The 23,182-nt window shown below is 62.2% G+C and carries 29 protein-coding genes; 14 read left to right on the top strand and 15 right to left on the bottom strand.

What is annotated here, in order from left to right; genetic code table 11:
* Nucleotides 1-13: 13 nt before the first annotated feature.
* Complete coding sequence (locus F1002_RS07130; RefSeq protein ID WP_150428322.1) at nt 14-403, bottom strand: PTS sugar transporter subunit IIA; 390 nt, start codon at nt 401-403, stop codon at nt 14-16.
* Nucleotides 404-426: 23 nt separating this feature from the next.
* Nucleotides 427-1,308, bottom strand: coding sequence for a DMT family transporter (locus F1002_RS07125; RefSeq protein WP_223879492.1), 882 nt, complete (start codon nt 1,306-1,308; stop codon nt 427-429).
* 100 nt (nt 1,309-1,408) lie between these two features.
* Between F1002_RS07125 and F1002_RS07120 the strand changes: the two genes are divergently transcribed.
* On the top strand, nt 1,409-2,296 hold the full coding sequence (locus F1002_RS07120; RefSeq protein WP_191090331.1) for a LysR family transcriptional regulator: 888 nt from the start codon (nt 1,409-1,411) through the stop codon (nt 2,294-2,296).
* A gap of 649 nt (nt 2,297-2,945) precedes the next feature.
* On the opposite strand, the gene F1002_RS07115 is transcribed toward F1002_RS07120, so the two are convergent.
* The 5 genes from F1002_RS07115 to F1002_RS07095 form a co-directional block, all read right to left on the bottom strand.
* Nucleotides 2,946-3,284, bottom strand: coding sequence for a transcriptional regulator (locus F1002_RS07115; protein ID WP_150428321.1), 339 nt, complete (start codon nt 3,282-3,284; stop codon nt 2,946-2,948).
* Between the two features lie 13 nt (nt 3,285-3,297).
* Entirely contained in the window at nt 3,298-3,708 is a 411-nt protein-coding gene (locus F1002_RS07110; RefSeq protein WP_150428320.1) for a hypothetical protein, read from the bottom strand.
* Between the two features lie 26 nt (nt 3,709-3,734).
* Nucleotides 3,735-4,778: an MFS transporter permease gene (locus F1002_RS07105; protein WP_150428319.1), complete on the bottom strand. Its 1,044-nt coding sequence runs from the start codon at nt 4,776-4,778 to the stop codon at nt 3,735-3,737.
* Between the two features lie 273 nt (nt 4,779-5,051).
* A complete protein-coding gene (locus F1002_RS07100) occupies nt 5,052-5,822 on the bottom strand; it encodes a hypothetical protein (RefSeq protein WP_150428318.1) in 771 nt (256 codons plus the stop codon).
* Nucleotides 5,823-6,126: 304 nt separating this feature from the next.
* Complete coding sequence (locus F1002_RS07095; protein WP_150428317.1) at nt 6,127-6,693, bottom strand: DUF3365 domain-containing protein; 567 nt, start codon at nt 6,691-6,693, stop codon at nt 6,127-6,129.
* A gap of 341 nt (nt 6,694-7,034) precedes the next feature.
* On the opposite strand from F1002_RS07095, the gene F1002_RS07090 reads away from it, so the two are divergent.
* Nucleotides 7,035-7,352 carry a chorismate mutase gene (locus F1002_RS07090; RefSeq protein ID WP_150428316.1) on the top strand — a complete coding sequence of 106 codons (318 nt, stop codon included), beginning with the start codon at nt 7,035-7,037 and terminating at the stop codon, nt 7,350-7,352.
* Between the two features lie 13 nt (nt 7,353-7,365).
* Nucleotides 7,366-8,250, top strand: coding sequence for a DMT family transporter (locus F1002_RS07085; RefSeq protein WP_150428315.1), 885 nt, complete (start codon nt 7,366-7,368; stop codon nt 8,248-8,250).
* A gap of 40 nt (nt 8,251-8,290) precedes the next feature.
* Here F1002_RS07085 and F1002_RS07080 read toward each other — a convergent pair whose 3' ends face one another.
* The 8 genes from F1002_RS07080 to F1002_RS07045 form a co-directional block, all read right to left on the bottom strand.
* Nucleotides 8,291-9,205, bottom strand: a complete 915-nt coding sequence (locus F1002_RS07080) for a branched-chain amino acid transaminase (RefSeq protein ID WP_150428314.1) — start codon at nt 9,203-9,205, stop codon at nt 8,291-8,293.
* 230 nt (nt 9,206-9,435) lie between these two features.
* Entirely contained in the window at nt 9,436-10,308 is an 873-nt protein-coding gene (locus F1002_RS07075) for a LysR substrate-binding domain-containing protein (RefSeq protein WP_150428313.1), read from the bottom strand.
* 106 nt (nt 10,309-10,414) lie between these two features.
* A complete protein-coding gene (locus tag F1002_RS07070; protein ID WP_150428312.1) occupies nt 10,415-11,308 on the bottom strand; it encodes a hypothetical protein in 894 nt (297 codons plus the stop codon).
* On the bottom strand, nt 11,308-12,066 hold the full coding sequence (locus tag F1002_RS07065) for a hypothetical protein (protein WP_191090330.1): 759 nt from the start codon (nt 12,064-12,066) through the stop codon (nt 11,308-11,310). The genes F1002_RS07070 and F1002_RS07065 overlap by 1 nt, the downstream gene beginning before the upstream one ends.
* 280 nt (nt 12,067-12,346) lie before the next feature.
* Nucleotides 12,347-12,562, bottom strand: a complete 216-nt coding sequence (locus F1002_RS07060; protein ID WP_150428311.1) for a hypothetical protein — start codon at nt 12,560-12,562, stop codon at nt 12,347-12,349.
* A 100-nt stretch (nt 12,563-12,662) separates the two neighbouring features.
* Nucleotides 12,663-13,106: an SRPBCC family protein gene (locus tag F1002_RS07055; RefSeq protein WP_150428310.1), complete on the bottom strand. Its 444-nt coding sequence runs from the start codon at nt 13,104-13,106 to the stop codon at nt 12,663-12,665.
* A 138-nt stretch (nt 13,107-13,244) separates the two neighbouring features.
* Nucleotides 13,245-13,958 (bottom strand): hypothetical protein, encoded by a 714-nt coding sequence (locus F1002_RS07050; protein WP_150428309.1) that lies wholly within the window; start codon nt 13,956-13,958, stop codon nt 13,245-13,247.
* A gap of 57 nt (nt 13,959-14,015) precedes the next feature.
* Entirely contained in the window at nt 14,016-15,632 is a 1,617-nt protein-coding gene (locus tag F1002_RS07045; protein ID WP_150428308.1) for a helicase HerA-like domain-containing protein, read from the bottom strand.
* A gap of 146 nt (nt 15,633-15,778) precedes the next feature.
* On the opposite strand from F1002_RS07045, the gene F1002_RS07040 reads away from it, so the two are divergent.
* The 11 genes from F1002_RS07040 (at nt 15,779) to tolQ (ending at nt 23,181) form a co-directional block, all read left to right on the top strand.
* Complete coding sequence (locus tag F1002_RS07040) at nt 15,779-16,504, top strand: YebC/PmpR family DNA-binding transcriptional regulator (RefSeq protein ID WP_150428307.1); 726 nt, start codon at nt 15,779-15,781, stop codon at nt 16,502-16,504.
* 78 nt (nt 16,505-16,582) lie between these two features.
* Nucleotides 16,583-17,059 carry a hypothetical protein gene (locus F1002_RS07035; protein ID WP_150428306.1) on the top strand — a complete coding sequence of 159 codons (477 nt, stop codon included), beginning with the start codon at nt 16,583-16,585 and terminating at the stop codon, nt 17,057-17,059.
* Between the two features lie 16 nt (nt 17,060-17,075).
* Nucleotides 17,076-17,573 (top strand): hypothetical protein, encoded by a 498-nt coding sequence (locus F1002_RS07030; protein ID WP_150428305.1) that lies wholly within the window; start codon nt 17,076-17,078, stop codon nt 17,571-17,573.
* Nucleotides 17,574-17,578: 5 nt separating this feature from the next.
* Nucleotides 17,579-18,430, top strand: coding sequence for a DMT family transporter (locus tag F1002_RS07025; protein WP_150428304.1), 852 nt, complete (start codon nt 17,579-17,581; stop codon nt 18,428-18,430).
* Between the two features lie 139 nt (nt 18,431-18,569).
* On the top strand, nt 18,570-19,103 hold the full coding sequence (gene ruvC, locus F1002_RS07020) for a crossover junction endodeoxyribonuclease RuvC (RefSeq protein ID WP_150428303.1): 534 nt from the start codon (nt 18,570-18,572) through the stop codon (nt 19,101-19,103).
* 33 nt (nt 19,104-19,136) lie between these two features.
* Nucleotides 19,137-19,715 (top strand): Holliday junction branch migration protein RuvA, encoded by a 579-nt coding sequence (ruvA, locus tag F1002_RS07015; RefSeq protein ID WP_150428302.1) that lies wholly within the window; start codon nt 19,137-19,139, stop codon nt 19,713-19,715.
* On the top strand, nt 19,715-20,770 hold the full coding sequence (locus F1002_RS07010) for an AI-2E family transporter (RefSeq protein ID WP_150428301.1): 1,056 nt from the start codon (nt 19,715-19,717) through the stop codon (nt 20,768-20,770). Before ruvA ends, F1002_RS07010 begins: the two co-directional genes overlap by 1 nt.
* The gene (ruvB, locus tag F1002_RS07005; RefSeq protein ID WP_150428300.1) at nt 20,767-21,828 is read left to right on the top strand and encodes a Holliday junction branch migration DNA helicase RuvB; all 1,062 of its coding nucleotides are present in this window, start codon (nt 20,767-20,769) and stop codon (nt 21,826-21,828) included. Before F1002_RS07010 ends, ruvB begins: the two co-directional genes overlap by 4 nt.
* A gap of 68 nt (nt 21,829-21,896) precedes the next feature.
* Entirely contained in the window at nt 21,897-22,088 is a 192-nt protein-coding gene (locus F1002_RS07000) for a hypothetical protein (protein ID WP_150428299.1), read from the top strand.
* Nucleotides 22,085-22,507: a tol-pal system-associated acyl-CoA thioesterase gene (gene ybgC / locus F1002_RS06995; RefSeq protein WP_150428298.1), complete on the top strand. Its 423-nt coding sequence runs from the start codon at nt 22,085-22,087 to the stop codon at nt 22,505-22,507. Before F1002_RS07000 ends, ybgC begins: the two co-directional genes overlap by 4 nt.
* Complete coding sequence (gene tolQ, locus F1002_RS06990) at nt 22,504-23,181, top strand: protein TolQ (RefSeq protein ID WP_150428297.1); 678 nt, start codon at nt 22,504-22,506, stop codon at nt 23,179-23,181. Before ybgC ends, tolQ begins: the two co-directional genes overlap by 4 nt.
* Nucleotide 23,182 lies beyond the last annotated feature (1 nt).

Below are 23,182 nucleotides of genomic sequence, written 5' to 3'. Positions count from 1 at the left end.
GAATCGTTTCCGGTTAATGGTTTTGCATGTTGAGGATGCCATCGCGGCCGCCATCGCGGGCGCGGACGAGCAGGGCCTCCATGTCCCTGTCGCGATAGTTCAGGGCGCGCAACAGCATCGGCAGGTTGACGCCGGTCAGGCCCTCGATGCGGCCCGGTTCGAGCAGCTTGAGGGCGAGGTTGGCTGGCGAGGCGCCGAATACGTCGGTCAGCACCAGGACCCCTTTGCCGTTGTCGACCAGATTCAGCATCTGGCGAGCCAGCGGCAGCAGGTCCAGCGGGTCATCCTGCGCGGAGACACCAAGCTGGTTCAGCTGCAGCGGGCGCTTGTTCAGCACGTGGCAGGCGTTCTGGACGAGCGCCTCGCCATAGCTTCCATGCGTGATGAGAAGAATGCCGATCATGCTCCGGATTCTAACCGAAGCAATTACTTGCGGCTGACGATCAGGATGCCAATGACGACAAAGACAGCGCCCGCGGTCTGCGCGGTGGAAATGTGCTCGCCGAGCAGCCACCAGGCGACGCCGATCGTCAGGATGGGGCCGACCATGCCGAACAACGCAGCGCGCCCGGCGCCGATGCGGCGGATCGCCGCCGATTGGGCGAAGACCGGTATGACAGTCGAAAAGAGGGCCATGGCCAATCCCCAGCCGTAGACCGGCAAGGGCTGGATGAAGGCCGAGAATGGCTGGGCGATCATGAAATGCAGCAACGTGACGGCCGACGACATCAGCATGGCCAGTGCCGAGAAGCGCATGGCCCCCAAGCGGGCGATCATCGGCCCGCTGCCCGACAGGTAGAGCGCATAGGAAACGCTGGAGCCGAAGACCAGTCCGCCCCCGATCAATACGCTGCGCGTATCGCCGAAGTTGAGGTCATGCACGAAGGCCAAGCCGATGCCGGTGTAGCACAGCGCCACGGCAATCCCTTCGCGACGGGTGAATGGCTTGCCCTGAAACAGGACGCCGATCAGGATGGTCAGCGTCGGGTAGGTGAACAGGATCAGGCGTTCGAGCCCGGCCGAGATGTATTCCAGCCCCCAGAAGTCGAGGATGCTGGCGCCGTAGTAGCCGAGGCAGCCGAGCAGGGCGAGCTTGATCCAGTCGTCGCGTGTCAGGCTTCCGCCAGCCTTCTGGCCGGCCAGCCCGACCCACAGGAAAATCGGCAGCGCGAAGCCCATGCGCAGGGCAAGCAGGGTGATCGCGTCGACCCCATAGGGGTAGGCCAGCTTGATGAAGATGGCCTTCAGCGAAAAGCCGAGCGCCGCGATCAGCGCCAGACCAGCACCGTAAGCGTTCGATTTTTCCAAAGTTGTTCCCGGGGTGAAATGGTGTCTTCCTATTAAAACCCCCGGCTCACGGGCCGGCAATTGGTATTATTCAAAGCCAGCATTCGATGGGGACGAAACCATGCGCTACGACCTGCCCGACCTGAGGTTGGTGGCGGCCATTGCCGATTCAGGCAGCCTGACCCGTGCCGCCGAACTGGTCCATCTCGCGCCCTCCTCGGCCAGCCACCGCCTGACGCAGCTTGAAGCGGTTCTCGGCGTGCCTCTCTTCGCCCGTCATGCGCGCGGCCTGACCCCGACGGCGGCCGGCGAATCGCTGCTCCGCCACGCCCGTCAGGTCTTTGCCCAGCTCGAACAGATGCATGCCGACCTGGCACCCTACGCCGGCGGCCTGCACCGCCAGGTGACGGTCTTTGCCAACACCAATGCCATCAACTGCTTTCTGCCGGAAGACCTGGGCGATTTCCTGCGCGAGCACCCGCAGGTGCGCATCAGCCTCGAGGAGCAACCGAGCCCGGCCATCATCCAGGCGGTCGCCGCCGGCCAGGTGGAACTCGGGGTGGTGGCCGCCGAAGGCAGCCTGGCCGGCCTCGAAAACCAGCCCTATCGACGCGACCGCCTGGTCTTGATCGTTCCCGCCGAGCATCCGCTGGCCGGGCGGGCGGCGCTCGCCTTCGCCGACGTACTGGCCGAACCCTTCGTTTGCCTGCATGCCGGCAGCGCGATCCATACTTTCATGATGAACCACGCCGCCCGCCTCGGCAGCCGGCTCGATGTGCGCATTCAGGTGCGCAGCTTCAACGCCGTCTGGCGCATGGTGGCGGCCGGGGTCGGCATCGGCATGGTGCCGCGTTCGGCTGTCCCCCGGAACGCTCCGGGGGTGGCGACGGTCGAGATCACCGACGCCTGGGCGCCGCGCGATCTGCAGTTGTGCGTTCGTTCACGCGCCGCTCTGCGACCGACGGCTGCGGCGCTGTTCGAGTACCTTGCCGGCAAGGCACGGAGCTAGGGGTGGCAAGCGCAGGATCGCGACAAGAATATCGTTTCGAATTGTGTGCAGAAGGCTGGCTTAGGGGCAATTCGTCGGCGTGCTGATGGGGGCCTGAGGGAGGCCGCGAGCTACTACCTCAGGCATCGGCTGAAGACAATGTTGTCGACCATTTGCGCCGGTGACGCGCACTGTGCCGTCCGCCAATTGTTCGACACGCGGCATGCCTGTCCCCAAGGCACGCTCCAACGCATCTGTCTGATGCGGGCGAGTAGGTGCTTGGGGAGGCGAAAACATTGGATCGAGCGTTCGCCTGCGGCTTTCAGCATCGAGTTGTCGCCGGGCGGCATCGAGCAGGCCAGCGGCATCGGGAAGGCGAGACTCCCCGATTCCGTATTCGGGTTGGGGCGCTTTCTCTGATCTCATCGAGGCACCTGCCCGGACAGCGGATGGCGTAGCCCGCCGTTGTGGGGGGGACGTGGCCGGGAAGCTGGCCGTCACTCGAGGGACGGTTTCCGATACCAGAGCCGCGGTCGTTTCGGGTTGCAAAGCGATGATCAGCGGCAATGCAGCACGCGGAGCATGCGCTATCCGAGGGTGTTCGGCCAGTCCGAAGAGCAACAGGTGGCATGACAGAGATACCGCCAACCCGGCGAGGAGCCGGCCTTGCTCAGTCGGTCGCAAGCGTGCGGCCGGGAAATCCGCCGGGAAGTCCGTCGCCGCTACCTGCCAGTGGTAGCAGGCGCTGCAGGGCGCGGACGTAGTCATTGAGAGCCGCCAAACCCTGTGGTGTCAGTATGAAAAATGACTGTGGCCGGCCGTTTCCGGATTCCTTGCGCACCGCAACGTAATCGGCGGCCAGCAGTTTTTTCAGGTGGGCGTCCAGGTTGCCATCCGATACGGCGAGTTGGCGCTTGAGATCGGAAAAGGTCTGTTCGCCCGCACCCGCCAGGAAAGCTACCAGTTGTGTGCGGAGTGGCTGATGGAGCAGGGGATCGAGTTCTTCCATGGGGGAGCGGTTGTTATTTCAGATTGAATTCGGCGCCAATTTCGCCGGCGCTGACGGCATCCTGCTTTTGATCCTTGTTGCCGGGGAGCGTCATCCATACACGCCCGCCGACTACGAGATTGCCAGGTTGCCAGGATTTTCCGTCGAGGCTGGCGAGATCCCGATAGACGTACACATCGCGCTTGATGCGCACCGTCAGCGTTGCCTGCTCGGTTTTTTCCAATAGCGAGCCTTCGAGGCGAGTGACCACTGGCAGGTTGGCACCCGCCGGGTAGCGCAGCACAAACTCGTCGGCGGGTGGGCTCTGGCCATAGTCAACGACCGGCAGGCGGGCAATATCGGCAGCAGAAGGCCCGGAGAGGTTGGCACAGGCGCCGAGTACGAGGGTAACGACCACAAGCAAGGCAGGACGGAAGATTTTCATGAGCGACTCCAGTATTGGAAAGGAATTCAGCGGGCGCCAATTTGTACTATCAGACTGCCGGTCACGAGCGGGCCTTGGGCGGGCGTTAGCGTTGCTTTCAGCCAAGGAATGGAAATCCAGCGTACGCGGCGCGATTGCTGCCAGTCACCACCCGCCAGGCGTACGTCGCCGGTCAGTTCGCCTTCGCGTACGAGCAGTTCGATGCCTTGCGCAGTATTCAGCGTCAGACTGGATTTTCCGGCATTGCCGATGAACAGGTCGCCACCCAGTTCCAGCTCGATCGGAATGGCCGTGCCGGCCGGAATGGCAACAATATGGCTACCTTCCCGGGCCTGCTGGTCAGCCCGAAATTCGGCAAGCGGTACTGCCCGGGTGTCGGGAATTCCATCGCGATGGGCGGCCGTTTCGATGAGCAGCGGGCCGATCAATACAGCCGAAAGCCAAAGCAACATCTGGCCAAGGCGGAACAGGGCAGGGCGATGCCGACCGTGGTCCAGCATCAGGCCCAGCAGCGGCAGGCCGATGCCGAAGACGGCGGCGGCAATCCAGCGCATGGTTTCGTAAGGGAACTGGGCGACCAGCCCGCCTATCCCGATCAGCATGGCAAGCAGACCTGCCCACTCCAGCAATTCTTCGGAAAACAAACCGTGTACATACAGGCCGATACCCAGGCAGACCAGCCAGACAGCACACACCATGTAACCTCCGCCGTAGAAAAACATGGCGAAGGTGGCCAGCGCGGCCAAGCCCATCATCAGCCACCAGACCTTGATTACCTGGCGATGGATGAAAGACCAGGCCTCGTCGCGCGCCGCTTTGGTCTGCCGCGTCCAATACCAGTCGAGTGTACCGATGGTGGCCAGCACGGTTGCCATCAGCATGAGCCAGGCGAGCGCACGTTGGGTCAGGTCGGGCAATTGTTCTGGCGTCAGGATGAATTCCGATAGCGCCCATAGCAGGCCGGCTGGAATGCCCCACAGGGGCAGGCTGTGCCGCTCGATACGCAGGTTGCGATGGCCGGCGGCAAGCATCGATTGAATGGCGGCGAGTTGCTGGGCTGGAGCGGTCATGACCTTGTGGATTAAGTAACTCTATATCGCAGAGTCTATAACTCTGAATTACAGAGTGTCAATGCATATTTTGCACATGGCATGCAATCTCCGGTCGATACGCGCCGATATTGCCGGGCTCAGGCGACCGTCCGTCCCGGCTCCTGATAGTGTAGCTAGGTGGTTGCCAGCCCGCCTTTCAGTCCGCTATTGAGCATGTTGGCAGGGTCTTGTCCGCTATGGCTATCCTGAGCGGTATTGGCCACATTCTCGGGAATGTTTGGTACACGTCGATCAGCGGGATTTGTCACTCAACATCAGCCCCAGAATACCGGTAATGAGCGCGATGACGATGGTACCGACCAGTCCTATTGCACCCATGGTGCCAGCTGCGAGTATGTCGTTTAACAGGTTTTCGACTTGTTTGTCCTGCAGGTAGACGACCACAACGATCAAAACCGGAAAGAAAGGGAGAAAAAAGCCGATTGCCTTGACACCCCATTTGGGTTGCATCAGCAGGAAACCGCTGACCAGCGTGAGTAAGGCCGTGGCGATAGCGAAAGTGGCTCTTTCCAGTTGTGTGGAAAAGGCAATTTCTTTTGTCATGTCGACAAAAAATACGGCCAAGGCGGTCAGCGCCGGCAGGCTCCATTCATATGGTTGCTTTTTTCCCGACTCGATCACCTTGCCGACCACCAAAACGCACAGGCTAGCCCCGCCAGCTGCGACACCGATGCTGGTGGCGGCCGGCATCCAAGTGGCTACGGCGCCAGCTGTGGCAAATCCCGTTGAGGCGACGGCGTACATCAGGCCGATCCCGGTCAGAATGCCGGTAGCAAAATGGGCGAGAGCCCAGCCACAGGCGATGATGCCAGCGACCATGATGATCGCCAGTATGATTCGTTCGGCGGGGCTGGCGGCGTTGTGGAAGAAATTCATCAAGAGAAATCTCTTTTGTTGTGGAAAGTGGATCGGAAAGCGACTTGGGGAAAAATACGCGCGCGAAAAGATACTTTCCTGGCAAAAATATGTCCATGGCGCGATGGATGCGTTTGGCAAGGTCATATTTTGCGTTCCTCAAGCCACCCCGGTGCGCCAGGTTTAGCGCGGCAGGAGCGTCAGCACGTTTGCCTGATCGACTTGCCCGTTGTTCGGCAGATAGAGCTGGGCGGCTGAGCCGTTCGTGGCGTGACCAGCAAGATGATCAATATCGGCCTGGTATCGAGAGGGCGATAGCGCATGAGGATACATCTGCTCGTGCGCACTCTCCGGTCACATGTGGCGACATGCCCAAGATTGCTTTGCCCGGGCATGTCGCCGCATTGTCACGTTGGTGCGCCTGCGAGGTGCCGGTGTGCGCGCAGGGATGCTACAGCGGGCGCTTGACCGTCAGCGCGCCGCGAATCTGCCCCTTTACGTAGCCGGTGGCCTGATCGTGTGGATAAGTTGCCGTCAGCGCATTTTTCAGTCCGGCATCGAGCGTATCGGTCGGGCCGTGGCAGTTGAGGCAGACATCGCCGACGGGCAGCGCCTTCATATAGCGCAGTACCGGCTTGCCGTCGACCGTTACGATTTCGCTTTTTTCGAGGCTGTCGATCTTCTCCCCGTTCGCCGCGCGGATGTTGAAGTCGGCCAGCTGGCGGGCTTCCCAGAGGTCGGGTGTGCCGCGTTCGGCGTTGCGCGTCTTGAGGCTGACGCGGCGGATGTCCCAGCCGGTTTCCTGGCGCTTTTCCTTGATCAGTTCGGGAGCCTGTTCTCTGCAGACAGGAATGGCGCCGGCCACCCCCTTGCTGGCGACTGCATCCTGCATCGCATTGACTACTTTGGGTACGACCGGCAGGACGGTCTTTTTCGTATCGGCGGTCAGTGCGGCAATGTCTTGGGCGAAGCTTGGCAAAGCGGCAATCAGCAGCGTCGCGGGGAGGAGAAATTTCATGACAGGCTCCTGTGAATCAGAAAAGACTAATATTAAGCCGTTTCCATGGCGGCAGGCTATTCTTCCCTCGGGATACTTGGCACCGCCGTTATCGTCGCTGAGTGAAGGCGGCTTGACGCACTGCACAATATGCCGCCAAAATGAAGAAATGAACCGACTGCATTCCTCCTTTGTCCTGAGCCTGCTGCCCGGCCGCATCCTGCGCGCATGGCGCATCGCCGTTTGTCCGGGGTCCGCAGCGGATTAGTCGTCGTCATTCCGATTTCATCCAAAGGCCGCGGCATCGAAACCCGCGGCCTTTTTGTTTTCCGTCATTCCATCCCGTCTCCCAAGGAGCAAGCATGAATCCTGTCACCCAATGCACCTCGCTGGCCGAGGTTCGCCGCCACATCGACCGCGTGGACAGCCTGCTGGTCGCGCTGATTGCCGAGCGTGGTGCCTACGTGCGCCAGGCTGCGGCTTTCAAGCAGACGGCCGATGAGGTTCCGGCGCCGCAGCGCGTCACCCAAGTATTGGCCAGGGTGAATGCGCTGGCGCTGGAAAACGGCGCCGACCCTGATGTGGTCGAGGCTACCTGGCGGGCCATGATCGCCGCCTTCATCGAGCGCGAGCATCAACATCACGCCGCCTTGCATCCCCCGTCACCACCAGTGAACTGAACCGGAGAATCGTATGTCCGTCCCGCTCGCCTATCTCGGCATCATCCTGATCTGGTCCACCACTCCGCTGGCCATCCAGTGGAGTACGCAAGGCATCGGCTTTGCGCTGGCCGTGCTCGCCCGCATGGCGATTGGCGTCGTCGTCGCCAGCCTGGTCATTGCGCTGTGGCGCATACGCATTCCGCTGCATGCGCGGGCGCGTCGCGCCTATCTGGTCGGTGGTCTGGCGCTGTTCGGGGCGATGGTGCTGACCTATTGGGGCGCACGCTACGTGCATTCCGGCCTGATTTCCGTCCTCTTCGGCTTGTCGCCGCTCGCCGCCGCCATTCTAGGCGCGATATTCGTCGGCGAGCGCTCGCTGACCCCGATGAAATTGCTCGGCATGCTGCTCGGCGCAGCCGGTTTGGCGACCATCTTCATCCATGGCGACAGTCTTGGGCATGCCTCTGCGCTGCTGGGACTGGCGGCCATCCTGGCGGCCGTGGCGATCTACTCAGGCGGCCTGGTGTGGCTGAAGCAGATCGGCGACGACAGCCCACCGCTGGCGACAACGCTCGGCACGTTGAGCGTTTCCCTGCCTTTTTTCGGACTGGTCTGGTGGCTCGGCGACGGCCAGTTGCCAGCCGTCGTGCCGCCGCGCGCCGGGGCTGCCATCGCTTATCTGGGTATTTTCGGTTCGGTGATCGGCTTCGCCATGTACTACTACGTGATCAAGCATCTCGAGACCTCGAAAGTCGCGTTGATCACGTTGATAACCCCGGTAATCGCGCTGTTCCTGGGGCACTGGTTCAACGGCGAGACGATCGGCCTCCGGCTGTGGATCGGCACGGCGCTCATCCTATTGGGCTTGAGCGCGCATCAGTGGGAGATGCTGAGCGGCTTCCGGCGTCGCGCCTGAAAACCCGACCCGGGGCCGGTGTGGGCGGCCCCGGATGGCATCAGATAGCCGTCAGCCAGGCAGCGTGGCTGGCGTCCTCGCCCCTGACGCAGGCGAAGTAACGCTGTTGCAGCAAGCGGGTCACCGGCCCGGGCTTGCCTGTCCCGATACGCCGGCGATCCACCTCGATCACCGGAGTGATTTCGGCGGCGGTGCCGGTCAGGAAGACCTCGTCGGCGCAATACACCTCGTCGCGGGTGATGCGCTTGGCGCGCACGGTCAGGCCGGCCTCGCGGGCCAGCGTTTCCACCGTACGCCGGGTGATGCCGTCGAGCGCCGAGGTGGTTTCCGGTTGCAACACCTCGCCGTCTCGCACAATGAACACGTTCTCGCTCGATCCTTCCGCCACGTAGCCTTCGGTGTCGAGCAACAGCGCCTCATCGTAGCCGTCACGCCGGGCCTCGCGCACGGCCAGGATGGAGTTCGCATAGGTGGAAATCGCCTTGGCCCGGCACATCTGCACGTTCGGGTGATGACGGGCGTACGACGAGACACGGACGCGGATGCCGTTCTCGATGGCGTTGCCGCCCAGGTAGGCGCCCCAAGGCCAGGCAGCCACCATGACATGGGTGTCGGCGCCGGCCGGATCGACGCCGAGTTTTTCGGCACCGAGGAACACCAGCGGGCGGATGTAGCCGCTGCGCAGGTTGTTGCGGCGAATCGCTTCGCAGCAGAGGCTCGTCAGGGTGGCGCGGTCGACCGGCAGGTCGATGGCGAGGATATGGGCGGAATCCACCAGCCGGCGCACATGTTCGTCGAGCCGGAAGATCGCCGGGCCGTTGGCCGTTTCGTAGGCGCGGATGCCCTCGAAGCAGCCGTAGCCGTAATGCAGGGTATGGGTCAGCGCGTGCACCTTCGCTTCAGCCCAGGGCAGCCATTGGCCGTCGAGCCAGATAGTACCGTCGCGGTCTTGCATGTTCGTTCTCCTTGAATCCGTGAAATGGCCGCGGGAGCGGCCGTGACGGCACACCGGGGGTGGGGTGCGCCGGTCCCGGAGCGGCCGTCGCCGGGTAGGCGGGGCGCAGGCGGAAGAAAGCGGTAAGACAAGCGTGCCGGTAGGCATGCTTGCGTTCAAACGAATTGAAGCGGGTTCAGGTGAACCAATTTCATGTGACGTTACCGAGCCGCTGACGGAGGCAGCCCTGCCTACCCGGTGATTTCGTGCGCCCCGCGCACCAGCCAGCGGATGAAGGCCGTCGCCGCCGGGCGTTCCTGAATGGCGGGTGGCGCAACGACATAGAAGCTGCGGTCGGCGCAATCCTCGGCGAACGGGCGGACGAGACGGCCATCGGCCACATAGGGGGTAGCCAGGCTGCCGGCCATCAGGGCGATACCATGACCGACCACGGCGCCCTCCAACATCAGCAACGCATCGTCGTACCACGGGCCGGCAACCGGTTCTGGGCGGTTCAACCCGGCGGCGGCGAACCAGCGCTGCCAGGACAGCAAGGGGTGGCGCAGCAGGCGCTTTCCGTCCAGGTCGTCGGGATGTTTCAAATCGGCAGCCAATGCCGGGCTGCACACCGGAAATACCCTTTCCTCAAACAGCTTCCAGGCGAGCAGCCCCGGCCATTCTTCTTCGCCATAGCGCAGGCCGATATCGGCCTCGCCATTGAGCAAGGGACCCAGGCCGGTGGCGGTGCCCAGGCTGAATTCGACTTCAGGATGGCTTTCCTGATACCGGGCAATACGGGAGACCAGCCATTTGCTGCCCAAGGCCGGCGCCACCGAAATGCGCAGCCGTTCCCGGCGAGGCGCGCGCAGCACGGCGCTGGCCTCGTCTAGGCGCAGCAAGGCATCGCGAACCACGGCCAGGTAACGCCGCCCGGCAGCCGTCAATACGATGGCCCGATGCCGACGTTCGAACAGATCCTGGCCGAGGTGCGCTTCCAGTTGGCGTATGCGGTGGCTGATCGCCGACGGCGTCAGGTGCAGCACCGCCGCTGCCGCCTGAAAACTACCCAGGCGGGCAGCGGCCTCGAAGGCGGGTAGCGCGTGGAGCGGGGGAAGGTCGTGCATGATGCGCGTGGTGCCGGCAATCAGGATGGAGCACAGATACTACTGCTTTTGCGCTTCATCTTCCTTGCCTTGAACGGCGCCATCGGGTGCGAAGTTCGGCGCTCGTCTACAGGTTCGATTGGCAAGTGGCGTTGGCCGCCTGGGTGGCAACAGTCTTTAACTTGGGTACCGACATGAGGGTGCCGCGTAGTGTCTTCAAAATCATCCGTCCGCAGCGCTCGTTCAATAGCTGGGCGCGTTCCATCTTTTCCTGGCCGCCTTCATAGTAGCGAATGGTGCGAAAGGGCTTTGCCTCACTTGATGCGGCATTTGCATCGTTCAAGCCGATATCGATAGATTCTGCGAGCAGTTTGACTGCGATAGCCGAAAGTTGCGACCCATTGCCAGTCCAATAGGCTTGCGCTGCCTGTGCGTTATGTGCGGTTGAAATCACGCGGATGACGTTGCTGTAGGCCGGTTTGTCGGCATCTCCGGGGTGACGGATATTCAGGAGATTGTCGACGATGATGCTTTCCTGATCAGCCGTCATCCAGAAAACAGGCGTGCTTTCGAGAATGGAATCGGCTGGTGGATGAGGAGCGGCCTCCACGGTTTTCAGATGTTTTCCCTGGGTGCTGGAAGCCAATGCGTCGTTCATCATGGCCTTGGCATCCATCTTTTCAATCAAGGTTTGATAAGGCTGGAGTACTTTGTCAGCTTCCGTCTGCTGTCTAGTCGTTTGATGCTGTTTGGCACCATCCATGATGATTGCGTGCGTTGCGATAGCGGCGAGGAAGGCGAGCGGATTGGGAGCCGGATACATCATTCCCCCCGGGGCCATACCTCCTTCATCAGAATTGACCACGCCGCGAAAGACGACTTCTTTATGTGCGGGAAGTTTGAGCGCCAATGGCTTGCCGTTTATCGGCATTTCTCCGTGCTGGCTGTCTGTCTGAGCGATTGCAGGTCCCGACAAGGCTATGAGAAGCCACGCTGCCCGCATTACACCTTCTCCTGCCATTACCGGCCTCCGGCGGCGGGTTGGTTTTGAGTCAGGCTCTGGGTTTGCTGGCTTTGCGGAGGAGTATCGTTGCCAAATGGTTTGAGAAGCCGGTCTTTGGCCGTTTCAACGCTCTGGAAATATGCATTGGTCAAGCCGGGAAATTTCGGGGGTTCATCCCAGTTGCCGGGGGCGCCTTTGGAAATTTCAATCGGTTCGTACCACTCGTACGTGTTGTTGCTCAGATTCACAATATAGCCGCTACCGAAAAAAACCGCCCTGGGATCGCCGGCCGGTACATAGGACGAATAATTTCGTACGAACCCATGCATGACGACGTCAATGATCAAAAGCTTGTCAATTCCGAGTTTGGCGCGCAAGCCCGAGAAGTCCTTGCGAGCGACATCCGGTCCGGATTTTCCGGAATCGGGGAGGTCGGCAACGTTGACGGGCGTGGCGATTTCAACGGCATCGATGTTTTTTCCCTTCAGGGTGTCGACCAGCTCCTTTTTCAATAAAACGATTTGATCGGTAGGCAATGCTTCTGTGTGGCTGGTTAGCGATGTGTGGGCAAGCGAGGCGGCTGCGTAACACAGCAGACAGGCCGCACCGGGGAAACTGGTCGATGCTTGCGGTATCTTGTTCGTTGCAACGCCAATACGACCGGTTTTCCCGCCGATGAAGTCATTTGCAAGTGATATGGGTTGCTGTGGTTTGCTGGCGCAGCCAGAAATCAAGACAACCAGGCATGCCCAAAAAAATCCCCTGAAACAGCGCATAGTCGATCCCCATTGAATAATTTTCCTTAATCACCAAAAGCATCGGTTCTGGTGAAACCCCTGTCGGGAATATGCCTTAAAAATATTGATTTGTCTTTGTTTTTGAAACGGATGTTCTCGTCCAGGCCCGCTGCGAGCGACTCGGCGCCATCGCGTGTTTCAACAGGGCAATACCTCTCCTCGGGTCGGCACCTCACTAACTCGCGGTAGAAGACATTGGACGTCCTTGTCCAATGCCTGGGGCAGTTCCTTCCCTGGGCGACTCAGCAGCTCGCCGATGCTACTGCTTTTGCGCAGCCCGTTCCTTTTCGTAGTCGGCATAGCTCGTCTTGTTGAGTCCATCCAGACATTTCTGGCTTTCGCCTGGTGGCTGCTTGCGGCAGTGATGCTCGGATGACTGATTGACACCCTTGTACCAGGCTTCGGTTGTACAGCCAGCCAGCAGCAGGAAGGTCAGTTGAATGGTGACAAATCGGAGGCGTAGGGAATATGGCATCTGGTTGGCTTCAGGAAGAAAGGTGCTGAATGATAGGCATATTCCAGTGCCGCCCGCTTCAATTGGCTTACCCATGCGGCATGGAGATGTCTCGGGAGGTCTACTGCGGGATGTCCGGCTCGACCAGCGCCGCCAGTTGTTCCAGCGATTCCTGCCAGCCGAGATAGCACATCTCAACCGGGATCGCATCGGGAATCCCGTCCTGCACGACGATCAACTCGGTGCCGCACAGCACCGGCGTCAGCGTGACGGTCACCTGCAGGACACCCGGTAGATTGGGGTCGTCGAAGCGGTCCGTATAGCGCAACAAGCTGTTGGGAACGAGCTCGAGATATTCGCCGCCGAAGCTGTGGCTCTGCTGTGTCGAAAAATTGGTGAAGGACATCCGGAAGCTTCCGCCGGCCCGCGCATCCAGATGGTGGACGGTACAGGTAAAACCATGCGGCGGCAGCCACTTGGCCATCGCATCGGCCGTCGTGAAGGCTCGATACAAGCGCTCGGCGGGCGCTTTCAAGACACGGTGAAGACGAACGGTTCCTGGCATGGTGTCGTGCTCCTGTTGGGGGACATGAAGTTCGACGCCTAATTCGGTAAAGGGTTCTCGGGCAGCGACCAACAACGGCGGCCCGCCAAACCAGTCACGCGTAGCCCATTCGCTCGCCGGTCAAATCAACATCTCATGTCAGGCTGCCAGTGCCTTGCCATCGGCGGTGACGGACAGGCGGCCTTGGCCGTCGAAATGCAGCGCGATGGCGGATGGCGTGGTCTGGCCGTCGAGCAAAGCCCGGTACTTGGCAATTACCGCCTCGATCTCGGACGGGCTGCGGGCGGCACGGTATTCGGTATCGAACTTCAGGGCCTTGTTCATCTCCGTCATGTGCGACGACAGGGCGTTTACCGTGCTCAGCTGGCGGGCCAGCACCGGGTTGTCGGTCAGCGCTGCGCGAAACTGCGCCGCGTACGCATAGTCGCCCGGCAATTGAATCTGGCCGTAGGCATCGTAGCTGATACTGGCCGGCGCTTCGGGAATGCCGTGCGCCGCCAGGAAGGCCGGCATCTTGGCCGACACCTGCCGGCTCAACGCGTCGATATTGTTCTGCGTCGGCATCAGCAGCGGGATCGACAGCAGCGGGCGCGATGGATCGGGCGTGAAATAGTCGTCGATGTCGAGCGCCTTGCTGCCCTGCGACGTGTCGTAGGCCGCCCGGGTGTTGCTCTCGGTGGAGTTCGCCTCCGCCGTCAGGCGCGCCCGCCCGGCCTCGGAAATTTTTACGACGGCAGAATTTTCCACCCCATCGGCCGAACTTGCCGCCGGCCGACTGGGCGACATCAGACTCCTGGCGACCGATCCAACCAGCGAAAGCGCCGCCGACGCGGCCAGAGAGGCAATTGCCATGGTGCAACCCCGTAGAAATTATGGTGACGGGGTGCTACTACGCAAGGGGTGTGCCGGCTAACGTCGCCCACCCAGAATCGACCCCAGCACCCCGCGCAGAATCTGCTTGCCGAGTTCCCGGCCTACCGTTCCGGCGACGCCGCGTGCGGCGCTCTTGGCGGCGCTTTCGAGTACGCCTTCGCGCTTGCCGCCGCGCGGGCCGGTGCTGCCCATCAGGATGTCGCCAAGGCCGCCGAGGATGCCGCCGCCGGCGTCGGCCTGGGCTTCGGGGACGGGTTGGGGTTGCTGGGCCTGTTCGTAGCGCGGCTGCGGCTGGCCGGCGTGGTTGCCCCAGTCGTTGGCGTTGATGCCACCGCCTTGCGGCGCGGGGATGGCGCCGGGGGCGGCAGGAGCGGTAGCCGGCTTGCCCTTGAGGACTTCGTAGGCGGATTCGCGGTCCACGCTCTGGCCGTAGGCGGCGAGCATCGGCGAGGCGGCGATCATGGCCTTGCGCTCGTCGGCAGTCAGGGGCCCGAGGCGCGAGGCGGGCGGGAAGATGATGCTGCGTTCGACGACGTTGGGGCGGCCCTTCTCGTCGAGGAAGGAGACCAGCGCTTCGCCGACGCCAAGTTCGGTGATGACGGTGGCGGCATCGAACTTGGGATTGGCGCGCATGGTTTGCGCGGCGGCCTGCACGGCCTTCTGGTCGCGCGGCGTGAAGGCGCGCAGGGCGTGCTGGACGCGGTTGCCGAGCTGGCCGAGGATTTTTTCCGGCACGTCGAGCGGGTTCTGCGTGACGAAATAGACGCCGACGCCCTTGGAGCGGATCAGGCGGACGACCTGCTCGACCTTGTCGGTCAAGGCTTGCGGAGCATCGCTGAAGAGCAGGTGGGCTTCGTCGAAGAAGAAGACGAGCTTGGGCTTGTCGAGGTCGCCGGCTTCCGGCAGTTGCTCGAACAGTTCGGAGAGCAGCCAGAGCAGGAAAGTGGAGTAGAGCGCCGGGGCCTGCACCAGCTTTTCGGCGGCGAGGACGTTGATGACGCCGCGGCCGTTGCTGTCGACCTGCATCAGGTCGTTGATGTTGAGCATCGGTTCGCCGAAGAAGGCATCGCCACCCTGTTGTTCGAGGGTGAGCAGACCGCGCTGGATGGCGCCGATGGAGGCGGCGGCGATGTTGCCGTATTCGGTGGTGTAGCTCTTGGCGTTGTCGCCGACGTTCTGGACCATGGCGCGCAGGTCCTTGAGATCGAGCAGCAGCAGCCCCTGATCGTCGGCGATCTTGAAGACGAGTTGCAGCACGCCGGCCTGGGTATCGTTGAGGTTGAGCAGGCGGGCGAGCAGCAGCGGGCCCATGTCGGAAATCGTGGCGCGCACCGGCACGCCGTTGTCGCCGAAGACATCCCAGAAAGCGACGGAGTTGGCGTAAGGCTGGAAACCTTCGAGGCCCAGTTCGGCGACGCGCTTCAACAGCTTTTCGGAGGGATTGCCGGGGGCGCCCATGCCCGAGAGGTCGCCCTTGACGTCGGCCATGAAGACCGGTACGCCGGCGTAGGACAGGCGCTCGGCGATGGATTGCAAGGTGACCGTCTTGCCGGTTCCCGTCGCGCCGGTGATCAGGCCGTGACGGTTGGCCATCTGCGGCAGCAGCGCGGGGTAACCGTCTTCGGATTTGGCGAGATACAGGGGATCGGACATGGCAGCGGGCTCCTCGGGAAATTTATCCAAACATTCTAGCAACGCCGGGGCGAGGCTTTGTGAAATAGCGTAAGCCGCCGACCTGACGAGAAGGCTTCCGGCGGGTAAAATCTCGCCTTCTTTGTTATTTGCAGTGGGAAATCATCATGGCTGGTCACTCCAAATGGGCCAATATTCAGCACCGTAAAGGTCGCCAGGACGAGAAGCGCGGCGCCGCCTTCTCCAAGATCGCCAAGGAAATCACCGTGGCCGCCAAGATGGGCGGCGGCGACATCAGCTTCAACCCGCGTCTGCGCGTGGCCGTGGACAAGGGCAAGGCGGTCAACATGCCCAAGGACAAGATCGACACCGCCATCAAGAAGGGCACCGGCGAACTCGAAGGCGTCGATTACGTCGAAGTTCGCTACGAAGGCTACGGCATCGGCGGCGCAGCGATCATGGTCGACTGCCTGACCGACAACAAGACCCGCACCGTGGCCGAAGTGCGCCATGCCTTCTCCAAGCACGGCGGCAACATGGGTACCGACGGCTGCGTGGCGTTCCAGTTCAAGCACTGCGGCCAGATGCTGTTTGCCCCGGGCACCGACGAAGGGGCGCTGATGGATGCGGCCATCGAGGCTGGCGCCGAGGATGTGGCGACCAACGACGACGGTTCGATCGAAGTGATCACCGCGCCGACCGAGTTCATTGCCGTCAAGGATGCGCTGGAAGCCGCCGGCTTTACCCCGGAATTCAGCGAAGTGACGATGAAGCCGGAGGGCGAGAACGTGTTTGCCGGCGACGACGGGGTGAAGATGCAGAAGCTGCTCGACGCCCTGGAAGGCCTCGACGACGTGCAGGAAATCTACACTACCGCCGTGATCGAGGAATGAACGGTTTGCCGGTTATTGGCTGCCGTTAGGCGACGATGCCGGCTTTTTGATTGCATATCGCGTTATAAAGGATTGCTCGTGAAATTCCGCCGGATTCTCCCTGCCCTGCTCCTGCTCGGCATCTCGCTGTCTGCCGGTGCGGCACAATTCGCCTGCCCGGATCTGGGGGCTGCCCGGCAGGTGAATGCCTGCCCGAGCGAGGAAGAGCTGAAGCACACCTATAGCGGCTTTTGCAGCGACGACAAGAAGGCCTATGCCGGCGAAACGGACAACTGCATGCGCTACGACGATTACCGGGCGATGAAGAATACCGCCCTGTGGGAATCGGCGGATGGTGCTTTCGACGGCTACGTCTCCTGCGATCTGCCGCAGGCCAGGCTCAAGGCGCTGAAGGCGACCGGTATGAAGGTCGCGAAGCAGGGATCGATCACCAAGGTGGTGTGCAATTATCCGAACGGAGTCAATTTCACCTATCGCACCAAGGTTGCCTGCAAGGTCGAAGACGACAAGGCCTGTGCCACCGATTCGGCTGCCTGCCGGGCGAGCTGCAACTGACGCGCGCGACGGCTGAATGATCCAGCCGGCCATCATCGATATCGAGGCCTCCGGGTTCGGAAAAGGCAGTTATCCGATCGAGGTCGGGTTCTATCTGCCGGATGGACAGGCTTATTGCACCCTGATCGCGCCGGAGCCGGCGTGGAGCCATTGGGACGACTCCGCCGAGCGGATCCACGGCATCCGGCGCGAACTGCTGTTCGAAAAAGGCAGCCGGGCGCTCGATGTCTGCAATGACCTCAACGACAAACTGCGTGGCCAATGCGTTTACTGCGATGCCTGGGCATACGACTACGTCTGGCTCGGCAAGCTGTTCGACGCGGCGGAACGGGTGCCGCTTTTCCAGGTGAAGGACATCCGCGATCTGCTCGGCGAGTGCGAGCAGAAGCTGTGGCACGCCACGCGCGCCGCGGTGGAGTTGCGCCTGCAACTGCGCCGCCATCGCGCCAGCAGCGACGCCCGCATGCTGTTTGAAACCCTGCTTGAGGCACGCAAGCTCTGCACGCCGGACTGAATTCGATGCAACGACTCTACCCCTTGCTGTTCGTCTTTCTGTGGAGCACCGGATTCATCGGCGCGAAATACGGGTTGCCGTATGCCGAGCCGCTGTCTTTCCTGCTTACCCGCTACGGTCTGGTCATTGCCCTGATGCTGCTCATCGCCCTGGCAACGCGCGCGCCGTGGCCGGAGCGGCGAAGCGACTGGCTGCACATCGGCGTTTCCGGCATTCTGGTTCATGCGATCTATCTCGGCGGGGTGTTCGTGGCGATCAAGCACGGCCTGTCGGCCGGCGTCACGGCGCTGGTTGTCGGCATGCAGCCGTTGCTGACGGGGCTTGGTTCCGGCTGGTTGCTCGGCGAGAAGGTGACGGTGCGCCAATGGGGCGGGCTGGCGCTGGGCTTTGTCGGCGTCGGCATGGTCGTGTCGGGCAAGCTGGGCGACGGGGCGCTGGGGCCGATGTTGATTCCGGCGGTTGTCGCGTTGCTCGGCATCACCGCCGGTACGTTGTACCAGAAGCGCTTCTGTCCGAAGTTCGACCTGCGCAGCGGCTCGGTCATCCAGTTCGTGCCGACCGCCATCGTCACCGCCATCGCCGTGGCCCTGTTCGAGGATTACCGCATCGACTGGAACGGCCACTTCCTGTTTGCGCTCGGCTGGCTGGTGCTGGTGCTGTCGCTCGGGGCGATCAGCCTGCTCAACCTACTGATCCGCAGCGGCAGCGCGGTCAATGTCGCCAGCCTGTTCTACCTGACGCCGCCGACGACGGCCTTGATCGCCTTTGTCGTCTTTGGTGAAACGCTGACCCTGACGGCCATCATCGGCATGGTGGTGGCGGTTGGCGGGGTCTATCTGGTGGCGAGGACGAAATGACGACCCCGCGCATTCTCGGGATCGATCCGGGTCTCCGGGTGACGGGTTTTAGCTCCGGCCGCGGGCTGTGCCCGCTTAACCGGCTACGCCGGTTAGCCTGCGCTGAAGCCGACCACGCGCAAGACATGAGGTCGATCAAATGAATGCTCCCCGTATTTTAGGCATCGACCCGGGACTGCGCGTGACCGGCTTTGGCGTCATCGAGAAGCATGGCAACCAATTGGTTTATGTAGCCAGCGGCTGCATCAAGTCGAACGACAAGCAGAGCTTGCCGGAGCGCATCGCCACGCTGTTCGCCGGAATCAGCGAGGTGATCGCCACCTACCGGCCCGATCAGGCTGCGGTGGAAAAGGTCTTCGTCAACGTCAATCCGCAATCGACGCTGCTGCTCGGTCAGGCGCGCGGGGCGGCGATCAGTGCACTGGTGCATGGCGGATTGCCCGTTGCCGAATACACGGCCTTGCAGGTCAAGCAGGCGGTGGTCGGCCATGGCAAGGCGGCCAAGGAGCAGGTGCAGGACATGGTGGTGCGCCTTCTCTCGCTGGCGGGTTCGCCCGCTGCCGACGCCGCCGATGCGCTGGCCTGCGCGATTGCCCACGCACATGGCGGGCAAGGATTGGGGGCGCTGGCGACGGCCGGGTATCGCGTTCGCGGCGGCCGCCTGATAGGATGATGACTGTTTGAACATACAGTATCCGGAAACCCCATGATCGGAAGACTCACCGGCATCCTCGCCGAAAAGAACCCGCCGCAGATCGTCCTCGACGTGAACGGCGTCGGCTACGAGCTCGACGTGCCGATGAGCACTTTCTACAACCTGCCGGCCGCGGGCGAGAAGACGAAATTGCTGACCCATTTCGCGGTGCGCGAGGATGGGCATTTCCTCTACGGTTTCCTGACCGAGGCCGAGCGCTTCGCTTTCCGCCAGTTGCTCAAGGTATCCGGCATCGGGGCGCGGACTGCGCTGTCGGTGCTGTCGGGTCTGTCGGTCAACGACCTGTCGGCTGCTGTGGCGCAGCAGGAGCTGGGTCGCCTGATCAAGATTCCCGGCATCGGCAAGAAGACGGCCGAGCGCCTGCTCCTCGAACTGAAGGGCAAGCTGGCCGACGCCACCGGCGTCTCGTTGCATGCGCCGGCCGACGATGCCCGGCAGGATATCGCCAACGCCCTGATCGCCCTCGGCTACAACGAGAAGGAAGCGGCAGCGGCGATGAAGCAACTGCCGGCCGACGTTGGCACGTCCGATGGCATCCGCCAGGCACTCAAGTTGCTGTCCAAAGCCTGATGATCGAGGAACAAGACCCCAAGCGGCTGGCGCAGATTGCGCTGGTGGTGCTGATGATTGTTGGTTGCGTTGCGGTGTTGCTGCCCTTCATCGGGGCGGTGCTGTTCGCCTTCGTGGTCTGGGTGTGCACCTGGCGTCTCTATGCCGACCGCCTGCTGCCCGTGCTCGGGGGGCGCGATACCCTCGGCGCCTCGCTGATGACGCTGGCGCTGGTTCTCGTCATGCTGCTGCCCACGATATTCCTGGCCGGTTCGCTGGCCAATGGCGCGGACAAGCTGATCGACTTCCTCAAACCCCACATCGAGCACGGCATGCCGGTGAATTCGCCGGCCTGGTTGAGCGGCCTGCCTTTTGTCGGCAGCGAGATCGACGCCACCTGGCATCGCATCGCCAGCAGTCGCGAGGAACTGAACGGCGTGGTGCGTCAGTTGATCGTGCCTGCCCGCCGCTTTGCACTGGCGCTCGGCGGCATCGCTGCGAACGGCCTGTTGCAGATCGCGCTGGTGCTTTTTGTCGTCTTTTTCCTGTACCGCGACGGCGCAGCGGTCAGCCATGCCTTGCTGGTCGGTTCGCGCAAGCTGGGCGGCGACCTGGGCGAGCATATGCTCGAAAAAGCCCGCGGTACGGTGGTCGGCGTCATGCTGGGCATTGTCGGCACGGCGGCGGCGCAGGGGGCGGTGGCGACGGCCGGCTTCCTGATCGTGGGCGTACCGGCCGCCGTTCTGCTGGGCTTTGCCACCTTCTTCCTGTCGATGATCCCGGTCGGGCCGCCGCTGATCTGGGGCGGTGTGGCAGCCTGGCTATACAGCGAAGGGCAGATCGGCTGGGCCATCTTCATGGTGCTCTACGGCCTCTTCGTGATCAGCAGCATCGACAACTTCGTCAAGCCGATCCTGATGGCTCGCGGCGCCGGGCTGTCCATCCTGCTCATCGCGCTGGGCGTGCTCGGCGGCGTGCTGGTCTTCGGCTTCATCGGCATCTTCCTCGGCCCGGTCCTTCTGGCGCTTGGCGAAATGCTGCTCCGTCGCTGGATTCGCGAGGAAATTCATCCATGATCGAAACCGACAAACTGGTCGCCGGTGCGGACCGCATCATCGCGCCGCAAAGCAAGTCGGCGCAGGAAGAGGCCCTGGAACGCGCCCTGCGTCCCAAGCGGCTGGCCGACTACACCGGCCAGGTGAAAATCCGCGAACAGCTGGAAATCTTCATCCAGGCGGCGAAAAAACGCAGCGAATCGCTCGACCACGTACTTCTTTTTGGTCCGCCGGGTCTGGGCAAGACCACGCTGGCCCACATCGTCGCCGCCGAAATGGGCGTCAACCTGCGCCAGACCTCCGGCCCGGTGCTCGAACGGGCCGGCGATCTGGCCGCCATCCTGACCAACCTGGAACCGCACGATGTGCTGTTCATCGATGAAATTCACCGTCTCAGCCCGGTGGTCGAGGAAATCCTCTACCCGGCGCTGGAGGATTTTCAGATCGACATCATGATCGGCGAAGGCCCGGCGGCGCGTTCGGTCAAGCTCGACCTGCCGCCTTTCACGCTGGTTGGTGCTACGACGCGCGCCGGCATGCTGACCAACCCGCTGCGTGACCGCTTCGGCATTGTCGCCCGTCTGGAGTTCTACACTGCGGACGAGCTGAAAAGCATCGTCAGCCGTTCCGCCTCCTTGCTCAACGCACCGATCGATGGCGACGGGGCGCTGGAAATCGCCAAACGTTCGCGCGGCACGCCGCGCATCGCCAACCGCCTGCTGCGTCGTGTCCGCGATTACGCCGAGGTCAAGGCCGACGGCAACATCACGCGCGGCGTCGCCGATCTGGCCCTGCACATGCTCGATGTCGACCCGGCCGGTCTCGACCTGATGGACCGCAAGCTGCTGAGTGCCGTGATCGACAAGTTCGGCGGCGGCCCGGTCGGCGTCGATAACCTCGCTGCCGCCATCGGCGAGGCGCGCGACACCATCGAGGATGTTCTCGAACCCTACCTGATCCAGCAAGGCTACCTGCAGCGTACCTTGCGCGGGCGTATCGCCACGCCGGCGATCTATCGCCACCTCGGCCTCGCCGAGCCGGCCAGCGCGGTGGTGCGCGACCTCCTCTCCGAAGAATAGGCGGCGGCCCGGTCCACCCAGACAGGGCTTGCTGCGTTAAGCATGCTTCAGTTCAGGAAGGATTCCCCATGAAGGTACTTTTTGTTGCGGTGGCGATGCCGGCAGTTCGCGGTCGCATTCCTTGGCCTGTCGGTGCACCGCTTGACCTGACACTGCTGATGTCACCATGGGATGCGATCTGGCCGCGAAAACGCCATAACTGGCGCAGAAACAGACCGTTACAAAACAATGTTGCGATGCAAGGTAAAATCCTGGGATGAAATTTGAGCCCAGTCCCAACGCTTTCACCATCCCGGTGCGTGTGTATTACGAAGACACGGATGCGGGCGGGGTCGTTTACTACGCCAATTACCTGAAATTCTTCGAACGTTGCCGCACCGAATGGATGCGTTCGGCCGGTCACGACCAGCGCCAGCTGGCGCTCGATACCGGTATCGGCTTTGTTGCCCGCAAGGCCGATTGCGAATATCTCCGCCCCGCCCACCTCGATGACCAGTTGACCGTCGGTCTCGAAGTCGAGAAGCTGACCCGCGTGCGCGTCGTCTTCCGTCAGCATGTCCGGCGTGGCGACGACGAACTGGTCACCGGCACCGTCGAGATCGCCTGCGTCGACATGACCAGCCTGAAACCCGCCCCGATCCCCGATTTTCTGTATTCCAAGCTGGAAGCGCTTAAATGAACGTCACCCAGGACCTCTCCATCCTTCATCTCATCCTGCAGGCCAGCGCGGTCGTGCAAATCGTCATGGCGCTGCTTGCCGGCGTTTCGCTGATGTCGTGGTACTACATTTTCATGAAGCTGTTCGCGGTCAAGCAGGCGCGCGCAAAGACCGAAACCTTCGAGCGCGACTTCTGGTCCGGGGGCGATCTCAACAACCTTTACAACAGCGCGGTGAACGATCGCCACCATGCCGGTTCGATGGAACGCATCTTCGAAGCCGGCTTCCGCGAATTCACCAAGCTGCGCGGCCAGAAGAACCTCGATCCCAAGGACATCGTCGATGGTTCACGCCGCGCCATGCGCGCTACCTACCAGCGTGAGATGGACGGCCTGGAAGCCCACCTTGCCTTTCTCGCCTCGGTCGGCTCCGTCTCCCCGTACATCGGCCTGTTCGGTACCGTCTGGGGCATCATGCATGCGTTCCGCGGCCTGTCCAACGTCGGCCAGGCGACGCTTGCCTCGGTCGCCCCGGGTATTGCCGAAGCCCTGGTCGCCACCGCCATCGGCCTGTTCGCGGCGATTCCGGCCGTGCTTGCCTACAACCGCTTCTCGCATGACATCGACCGCCTCGCCGTGCGCTACGAGTCGTTCATGGAGGAGTTCTCCAACATCATCCAGCGCCAGATGCGGTAAG

Origin of the sequence: Dechloromonas sp. CZR5, from assembly GCF_008711155.1 — a bacterium.
Classification (GTDB): Bacteria; Pseudomonadota; Gammaproteobacteria; order Burkholderiales; family Rhodocyclaceae; genus Azonexus.
The sequence above is the reverse complement of the archived record's forward strand: the minus strand, read 5'-3'. Positions and strand labels throughout refer to the sequence as shown.

What these genes read in the sequence shown, in the direction of transcription:
- F1002_RS07130 (WP_150428322.1), bottom strand. Translation starts at nt 403, where the DNA reads ATGATCGGCATTCTTCTCATCACGCATGGAAGCTATGGCGAGGCGCTC.
- F1002_RS07120 (WP_191090331.1), top strand. Translation starts at nt 1,409, where the DNA reads ATGCGCTACGACCTGCCCGACCTGAGGTTGGTGGCGGCCATTGCCGAT.
- F1002_RS07115 (WP_150428321.1), bottom strand. Translation starts at nt 3,284, where the DNA reads ATGGAAGAACTCGATCCCCTGCTCCATCAGCCACTCCGCACACAACTG.
- F1002_RS07110 (WP_150428320.1), bottom strand. Translation starts at nt 3,708, where the DNA reads ATGAAAATCTTCCGTCCTGCCTTGCTTGTGGTCGTTACCCTCGTACTC.
- F1002_RS07105 (WP_150428319.1), bottom strand. Translation starts at nt 4,778, where the DNA reads ATGACCGCTCCAGCCCAGCAACTCGCCGCCATTCAATCGATGCTTGCC.
- F1002_RS07100 (WP_150428318.1), bottom strand. Translation starts at nt 5,822, where the DNA reads ATGACCTTGCCAAACGCATCCATCGCGCCATGGACATATTTTTGCCAG.
- F1002_RS07095 (WP_150428317.1), bottom strand. Translation starts at nt 6,693, where the DNA reads ATGAAATTTCTCCTCCCCGCGACGCTGCTGATTGCCGCTTTGCCAAGC.
- F1002_RS07090 (WP_150428316.1), top strand. Translation starts at nt 7,035, where the DNA reads ATGAATCCTGTCACCCAATGCACCTCGCTGGCCGAGGTTCGCCGCCAC.
- F1002_RS07085 (WP_150428315.1), top strand. Translation starts at nt 7,366, where the DNA reads ATGTCCGTCCCGCTCGCCTATCTCGGCATCATCCTGATCTGGTCCACC.
- F1002_RS07080 (WP_150428314.1), bottom strand. Translation starts at nt 9,205, where the DNA reads ATGCAAGACCGCGACGGTACTATCTGGCTCGACGGCCAATGGCTGCCC.
- F1002_RS07075 (WP_150428313.1), bottom strand. Translation starts at nt 10,308, where the DNA reads ATGCACGACCTTCCCCCGCTCCACGCGCTACCCGCCTTCGAGGCCGCT.
- F1002_RS07070 (WP_150428312.1), bottom strand. Translation starts at nt 11,308, where the DNA reads ATGGCAGGAGAAGGTGTAATGCGGGCAGCGTGGCTTCTCATAGCCTTG.
- F1002_RS07065 (WP_191090330.1), bottom strand. Translation starts at nt 12,066, where the DNA reads ATGCGCTGTTTCAGGGGATTTTTTTGGGCATGCCTGGTTGTCTTGATT.
- F1002_RS07060 (WP_150428311.1), bottom strand. Translation starts at nt 12,562, where the DNA reads ATGCCATATTCCCTACGCCTCCGATTTGTCACCATTCAACTGACCTTC.
- F1002_RS07055 (WP_150428310.1), bottom strand. Translation starts at nt 13,106, where the DNA reads ATGCCAGGAACCGTTCGTCTTCACCGTGTCTTGAAAGCGCCCGCCGAG.
- F1002_RS07050 (WP_150428309.1), bottom strand. Translation starts at nt 13,958, where the DNA reads ATGGCAATTGCCTCTCTGGCCGCGTCGGCGGCGCTTTCGCTGGTTGGA.
- F1002_RS07045 (WP_150428308.1), bottom strand. Translation starts at nt 15,632, where the DNA reads ATGTCCGATCCCCTGTATCTCGCCAAATCCGAAGACGGTTACCCCGCG.
- F1002_RS07040 (WP_150428307.1), top strand. Translation starts at nt 15,779, where the DNA reads ATGGCTGGTCACTCCAAATGGGCCAATATTCAGCACCGTAAAGGTCGC.
- F1002_RS07030 (WP_150428305.1), top strand. Translation starts at nt 17,076, where the DNA reads ATGATCCAGCCGGCCATCATCGATATCGAGGCCTCCGGGTTCGGAAAA.
- F1002_RS07025 (WP_150428304.1), top strand. Translation starts at nt 17,579, where the DNA reads ATGCAACGACTCTACCCCTTGCTGTTCGTCTTTCTGTGGAGCACCGGA.
- ruvC (WP_150428303.1), top strand. Translation starts at nt 18,570, where the DNA reads ATGAATGCTCCCCGTATTTTAGGCATCGACCCGGGACTGCGCGTGACC.
- ruvA (WP_150428302.1), top strand. Translation starts at nt 19,137, where the DNA reads ATGATCGGAAGACTCACCGGCATCCTCGCCGAAAAGAACCCGCCGCAG.
- F1002_RS07010 (WP_150428301.1), top strand. Translation starts at nt 19,715, where the DNA reads ATGATCGAGGAACAAGACCCCAAGCGGCTGGCGCAGATTGCGCTGGTG.
- ruvB (WP_150428300.1), top strand. Translation starts at nt 20,767, where the DNA reads ATGATCGAAACCGACAAACTGGTCGCCGGTGCGGACCGCATCATCGCG.
- F1002_RS07000 (WP_150428299.1), top strand. Translation starts at nt 21,897, where the DNA reads ATGAAGGTACTTTTTGTTGCGGTGGCGATGCCGGCAGTTCGCGGTCGC.
- ybgC (WP_150428298.1), top strand. Translation starts at nt 22,085, where the DNA reads ATGAAATTTGAGCCCAGTCCCAACGCTTTCACCATCCCGGTGCGTGTG.
- tolQ (WP_150428297.1), top strand. Translation starts at nt 22,504, where the DNA reads ATGAACGTCACCCAGGACCTCTCCATCCTTCATCTCATCCTGCAGGCC.